Here is a 5896-nt window from a genome sequence, read left to right as displayed (position 1 = left end):
AGAGAAGTTATGTAGCCGATTTTGAGGAGTATCTAGACTCAGACTATGAAAATGCTAATATTAATATTTATATAGCTTTAAAGTAATAATAAAATGTAAGAAAATCTTAAGACTATCGTAAGATTATCTTAAAAAAGGCCACTACTTAATTTGATACAATTAAATTAAGTAGTGGCTTTTATTTATAAAAAATAGGAGGATTAAACATGGATACGCAGGCGAAACAAAGAAATATAAGTAGAATTATATTAATAGGATTATGGGGGATTGGTATTGTATACATCTTAGCATTGCTAAAAATAATTTTATTCAAATATGGTTTTACAACAGAATTAAGGTCATTTAATTTTATACCTTTTAAGTTTATAGGTGATTATTCTAAGGGGAATTTTAGTGTGGATGTGGCACTAAAAAATGTTGTTGGTAATGTTGCTATTTTTATACCTATGGGAATGTTAATACTCGTTCTTTTTAAGAAGATTAACTTTAAAAAGTCTATTTTAATATGTTTCTTAGTTAGTTTATCCTTTGAACTTATTCAATATATAGTTGGATTAGGAGCTAGTGATACAGACGATTTAATACTTAATACCTTAGGGGCAATAGTAGGAATATTGATTTACAAAAGTATTGAAAATATGCTAAAGAATAAAATTAAAGTTCAAGTATGCATTTTGGGATTTTTAGGAATATTTGGAATGACTGGATTCTATTCTCTATATTTATATCAGCCCAATATACTCCCTACAAAGGTTGAAATTGTAAATGAAGAAATAGTAGGTGATTTAGATTTAGAAAACAGGAGTTTGCAATCAATATGTATAGATATAGACAAGGAAACTATTGCTACAAATGTAACCAAACAATTTATAGGAGATAATTCAGATTTTAAACCAAAAGAAGATGGAAAATATGAGATAAATGATAATACAAAATTTTTCATGAAAAAATTTACTTATGAATATTCTCCAAATGGAAATATTCAAAAGACAATAATAACATATAGCAAAATTAGTAAAAAACAATTATATAAATTTATAAAAGATGAACCATTTATAGATTTATGGATAAATAATAATGTCTGTGATGTAGCAATAATAGATTATCACGAATAAACTCAAAATAAGAACTTTAATAGCAAGTTTTTATTTATAATAATACCAATAAATACATGAGTAATTTACTATGTATTTATTGGTATTATTTGATTTTAGTAAGCTTTAGTGACTTTTAGGTAAATATGCTAGGTAGACCTATTATCTAATTTTTCACCCCTATTATATATACAATAGAACACTAGTATCGACATAATTATATCTATAATTAGTATTATGTTATACATTGAAAAATTAGATGTCTCAATAATCATTAAATTTCCTATTACGTCTAATATCAAAATTGCACTTAGCCAATCTAATGCCCATTTCTTACCACGCAAAGAACAGAATACAATCACAATAAATACTAACTGTTGTATAAGACTAGTTATATTAAAGTTTTTTAAAATCATAACTTCAAAATTAACTACTCCCTCTAAATTTGATGGGTTTATATACATTGAAATAAAATTCACTACTATTAAATAACAAAACAAGTATATTAGTAGTACATAACTAAATTTAGATAAAAGTATATTTTTTATTTTTATTATTATCGTAGCTAATAATTGCTTTAATTTCATAAAAATATCTCCTTAACATTATATTAAGTAAATAGTATCTATCATTTTATTAAAAATCAACTTAGGATTTAGGCTACTTGTAAGATTGGACACCCATAGCCGTTGGCGATATGAAGTGTTTCCACGACAGGTAGCTCAAGTGAAGCGAATCTTTTATATTTTATCAAATTACTTATATGTGTTATTCTTAATTCTCTAAGCAATAATACATGTGATACAGAAGCTTTAATAAAAAAATTAAAAAACTTGAGAGATTTTAAAATAACACTACGTAGTATATTGTAGATAAAGGAGGTCAGATATGGAAAGACGCATGATTAAGAAAATACGAAAAAAAGATACCAAAGGCCTTGATTACATAATTGAAACTTATAATAAGAAAGTATACCTTCTTGTATATAAAATTATAGGAAACTTTGGAAAAGAAGAAGTAGAAGAGTGTGTAAGTGATGTGTTTTATAAGGTATGGGAAAATATTGAGGAGTTTGATGAAAAGAAAGGGAATTTTAGTACGTTTATTTTTATAAAAGCAAAATACTTAGCCTTAGACTATAAAAGAAGGCTAGAGAAAAAAGAGCTTTCAAAAGTAGATTTACAAGAGAACCTTACTACTAAAGAAAGCACAGAACATATTATTTTAGACAAAGAAAATAGTGAAGAAATAATAAATATTATAAAGAATTTTAAAGAGCCTGATAAAACTTATTTTTATCATAGGTATTTTATGTACTACAAAATAGATGAAATAGCAGAAAAATTTAAAACTAGTAGAGCATCAGTAGAAAATAGACTATATAGATGTAGAATAATAATAAAAGAGTTTTTAGAAGGGAGGAGCAACTATGAAGGATAAATATACTTATGATTTAATCGAAGGGATTAGTGAAAATGAAAATTTAGAATTAGATTTTGACAATTTTTTTAGTGAAGAAGAGCTAAATTCAATAGATGTAGACAATAATAAAATAAAGAATAGGACTTATGAGAAAATCGGTGATTCTAAAATAAAAAAGTATAAAAATAAAAAAATATTAAATTTAGTAGCATCAATAGCCTTAATATTATTAATAGGTACTCCTGTAGCCCTCGCCTTTGTTAATCAGCTATATAAATACGATAAGAGTAGTGGAAGTATAATAAAAAGTGATGTAGAACTATACATATTAGATAAACCTATAACTAAAAAAATAGGAAATGGTGAAATAACAATAAATAGCTTTGTAGTAAATCCAAAGGATGAGAGTGTAGAAATTGGGCAAGTTGCAAAAAATATCTCAGGATTTGAATATAAAAAAGGAAATTTAATAGTTGATGATAAAAATATTTCAAACTCAACTTATGATAAAGCCGGTAGTTCCTGGGACTCTCATACTTATATTCCTTTTAAATACAAAAATAATAAAGAATTTAAATATGAAATAATCTTAATGGATATAGAGAAAAATACTACAAAGGTTAGCTTCGATATTAACTTAGAAAAAGCGACTTCTGTAGAAGAATATAACAAACACCTACCTAAAGAAGTTAAAAACAACATAGTACTAAGTACAATTACTAGGGAAGAAGAAAATTACCTTTACGCAGAATTAATGGCTATTCCCAATGTAGAAAATTTCAATTTTAGAGTAGATCACTACGGTAATCATATTAACGAAAATAAAGGTAGCAACATATTTTTAGTAGATGCTAATGGTGAAAAAGTAGAAGGTGAATATTTTATAGATGATAATAAATATAACGAATTTAAATTTGATACTAGTAATTTACAAAAACCTTATACTATAGAAATAGATAAAATACAAGTTAGCAGTACTGAAAATGAGGGAAAAAAAATAAACTTACCTAAGTTAAAATTTGGTGAGAGCGTTGACTTAAATAAAATGATTAATATTGAAGACACAAATAACATAATTACTAAAGAAAGTCATAATGTACTAATTAAAAAAGTATCTAGAAAAGAAGTTGAAGGGTGCGATACCTATGTGCTAGATGTTGAATATCCAGACAATAAAAAAGCTAAAATTAAGATTGATAGCTTAAATATTCTTTCAAATATTTCTTGGTTTGGTTTTGGAAAATTTGACTTTTCTAGTTCTTCTCAAGAGAAGCTAGGTGATGGTTCATCTGCTACTATTTGTATATACTTATCTAATAGAGATGATAAAAATTATAAAGGAAAAGAAAAGGTTAAAAGTGTTGGATTTAAAATGTCAGGATATAGCTACACAGTAGGAGGACCGTGGAAATTAAAGATAGATTAAATAATTAATTAATTCAATATAGAGGATGTAGTTATTTTAAACAATATAACTACATCCTCTTAAAATTAAGATAAGTACAACTTTGACTACTGTACAATTTCTCCTTCAGTAGAAATTATAAACTCATCATATTTAACATCTAGATTAGCGTTCTTAATTGCTTCTTTAACAGCGTAAACTAATCCTCCACAGCAAGGCACAGACATTCTTGTAACTGTTATACTATTTATATTCTTAGTCTTAAATATTTCAGTAAGTTTTTCAATATAGAATTGGTTATCATCAAGTTTAGGACATCCAATAACAGTAATTTTTCCTTTCATAAAGTCCTTATGGAAATTAGCATATGAATAAGCACAACAGTCAGCAGCTATCAATAAATCAGCATTATCCCAGAAACTAGCCATAGGACTTGCAAGTTTTAATTGAACAGGCCACTGATTTAATTCAGATTCTAATTTTGTACTATTTGAAGTATCCTCAAGATTATTTTTATCTGTACTATGTTTGATTATCTCAGCCTTAGAACCTGGGCATGAACAAGATGAATCTTGGTTAAGGGCAAATCCTTTTCTAGCTTTATCAAATTCTTCAGTTTCTTTTTCTATTAAAGCTATAGCATCAACGGGACAAGCGGGTAAACACATACCTAAACCATCACAATAAGAATCACTCATTAATTTTGCCTTACCATTTACTATTTGAATTGCTCCTTGATGGCAAGCATTGGCACAAAGGCCACAACCTATACATTTATCTTGATCTATTTCAATTATTTTTCTTTTCATATTATGTACCTCCTAATTTAGTATAGTTACAATATACTATAAATATTTAAAAAAGTATGTAACATACGTTACATACTTAAAAAAAGTAAAACTTTTATATGGAGCATTCAATCTTGTTACAAACTTTATTTCTACCAGATTGTTTTGCTAAATAAAGAGCCTTATCTGCTTCTTGTTTTAAATATTCTGGGTCTGCTATTGTATCAGGAAATGTTGAAATTCCTACTGATACAGTTATATTAATATTTTGGTTATTTCCAATAGGAAAATCATGTTCTTTTACAGTGTTTTTTATTCTTAGGCCTATTTCAAAGGACCTTTCAATTGAAGAATCAAGTAGGATTACGCAGAATTCTTCACCACCAACTCTACCAACAATATCAAATGTTCTACAACTCTTAATTAAAATACCTGCAAGTTCTTTAAGGACAATATCCCCTACAGCATGGCCATAAGTATCGTTGACTCTCTTAAAATGATCTATATCTATCATCAAACAGGATAATTTTTCGTTACTCTCTAATGCAGCATTAAAACTATAATTAGTTAGTGTATCAAAGTTTCTTGTATTATTAAGTCCTGTAAGGTGATCTTTTGTTGAATTTTCTTTATACATTCTTAATGCTTCGTTGGAACGTCTCACATATTCTAATAAAAAGAACTCTAAGCTTCCAACAGATAGAAGGGTTATGGAAAAAGTAACTAATGTTTCTTTGATAATTTCATTATCCCATAATAAGTATAATAAACTTACATTTGATACTAATAAAACCATTATTAGTTTTAAAAACCATTTTACAAACTGATTTTTTAATCTATCATTGATAATTTTAAATATCAACAAATAAAACAAAATACATATACATGCTATAATTGAAGCTTGATTTATTCCATTGTAGAATAAACGATAAATACAAAGTATAACCGTTCTACTAAAGCTATCTAAATATACTCATGAGTATATAAATATATTCACCAATAACATTTAGCCCTAAGAACACCATATTCTTAGATTTAATTCACCTTATATAATATTTCTATTATATAAGCCTGCTGGGTTCTAATTAATATTAACTAGTCCATGTCAGTTCATCCTATTTGAGATGGCGTGAACTACGCAATGATTATTTTTTATATTCTATATCCCCTCTAAAATATATCTATCA

The 5896-nt window shown here is 26.6% G+C and carries 6 protein-coding genes; 3 read left to right on the top strand and 3 right to left on the bottom strand.

From position 1 onward, the window contains the following. Positions 1–206 precede the first annotated feature (206 nt). Entirely contained in the window at positions 207–1115 is a 909-nt protein-coding gene (locus ACRC03_RS01730) for a VanZ family protein (RefSeq protein ID WP_438650828.1), read from the top strand. Positions 1116–1243: 128 nt separating this feature from the next. Here the strand turns inward: ACRC03_RS01730 and ACRC03_RS01725 are convergent, their stop codons facing one another. Beyond that, positions 1244–1681 carry a hypothetical protein gene (locus ACRC03_RS01725; RefSeq protein ID WP_438650827.1) on the bottom strand — a complete coding sequence of 146 codons (438 nt, stop codon included), beginning with the start codon at positions 1679–1681 and terminating at the stop codon, positions 1244–1246. Between the two features lie 301 nt (positions 1682–1982). On the opposite strand from ACRC03_RS01725, the gene ACRC03_RS01720 reads away from it, so the two are divergent. Together ACRC03_RS01720 and ACRC03_RS01715 are read left to right on the top strand one after the other, a co-directional pair. Then, on the top strand, positions 1983–2534 hold the full coding sequence (locus ACRC03_RS01720; protein WP_438650826.1) for a sigma-70 family RNA polymerase sigma factor: 552 nt from the start codon (positions 1983–1985) through the stop codon (positions 2532–2534). Further along, positions 2524–3942: a hypothetical protein gene (locus ACRC03_RS01715; RefSeq protein WP_438650825.1), complete on the top strand. Its 1419-nt coding sequence runs from the start codon at positions 2524–2526 to the stop codon at positions 3940–3942. Before ACRC03_RS01720 ends, ACRC03_RS01715 begins: the two co-directional genes overlap by 11 nt. Before the next feature lie 86 nt (positions 3943–4028). On the opposite strand, the gene ACRC03_RS01710 is transcribed toward ACRC03_RS01715, so the two are convergent. Continuing rightward, the gene (locus ACRC03_RS01710; protein WP_438650824.1) at positions 4029–4730 is read right to left on the bottom strand and encodes an ATP-binding protein; all 702 of its coding nucleotides are present in this window, start codon (positions 4728–4730) and stop codon (positions 4029–4031) included. Between the two features lie 94 nt (positions 4731–4824). Then, entirely contained in the window at positions 4825–5574 is a 750-nt protein-coding gene (locus ACRC03_RS01705) for a GGDEF domain-containing protein (RefSeq protein ID WP_438650823.1), read from the bottom strand. Between the last annotated feature and the right edge of the window lie 322 nt (positions 5575–5896).

Source organism: Romboutsia sp. (genome assembly GCF_051659545.1).
GTDB lineage: Bacteria > Bacillota > Clostridia > Peptostreptococcales > Peptostreptococcaceae > JBOFOR01.
This window is presented reverse-complemented; position numbering and strand designations above follow the sequence as displayed.

Excerpts from the sequence above, each read along its gene's own strand:
- ACRC03_RS01730 (WP_438650828.1), top strand. The coding sequence starts at position 207 with ATGGATACGCAGGCGAAACAAAGAAATATAAGTAGAATTATATTAATA.
- ACRC03_RS01710 (WP_438650824.1), bottom strand. The coding sequence starts at position 4,730 with ATGAAAAGAAAAATAATTGAAATAGATCAAGATAAATGTATAGGTTGT.
- ACRC03_RS01715 (WP_438650825.1), top strand. The coding sequence starts at position 2,524 with ATGAAGGATAAATATACTTATGATTTAATCGAAGGGATTAGTGAAAAT.
- ACRC03_RS01720 (WP_438650826.1), top strand. The coding sequence starts at position 1,983 with ATGGAAAGACGCATGATTAAGAAAATACGAAAAAAAGATACCAAAGGC.
- ACRC03_RS01725 (WP_438650827.1), bottom strand. The coding sequence starts at position 1,681 with ATGAAATTAAAGCAATTATTAGCTACGATAATAATAAAAATAAAAAAT.